1 pseudogene is annotated in these 448 nt (G+C 41.5%); it reads left to right on the top strand.

The window, feature by feature from the left end:
- Positions 1-448 (top strand): annotated as a pseudogene (locus B4H32_RS11440) (copper oxidase); the annotation flags it as partial.

Below are 448 nucleotides of genomic sequence, written 5' to 3'. Positions count from 1 at the left end.
GTGGAATCAGATGCGAATGCTGAAAACAGATATGTCCGATGTGACTGGTTATACATTTTTAATGAATGGCAAGACACCTCAGCAAAATTGGACGGGTAACTTCAAAGCTGGTGAAAAAGTTCGCCTTCGTTTTATTAATGCTTCCGCTATGTCATTCTTTGATGTACGCATTCCAAACCTAAAAATGACTGTAGTCAGTGCTGATGGTCAACCTGTAAAGCCCGTTCCTGTAGATGAGTTCCGTATTGGTACTGCTGAAACTTATGATGTCATTGTGGAACCAAAACAAGCCCATTACCAAATTGAAGCTGAATCTATTGATCGTACTGGTTTTTCGGTTGGAACCTTACATGAAGAAAGCAGACCAGCAGTCAAACAAATTGAGATGCCTAAGCCTCGTCCTCGTTCTTTATTGACTATGGAGGATATGGGGATGGATCATGGCTCT

Source organism: Acinetobacter sp. UBA2063, from assembly GCF_002333245.1.
GTDB lineage: Bacteria > Pseudomonadota > Gammaproteobacteria > Pseudomonadales > Moraxellaceae > Acinetobacter > Acinetobacter parvus.
The sequence above is the reverse complement of the archived record's forward strand: the minus strand, read 5'-3'. Positions and strand labels throughout refer to the sequence as shown.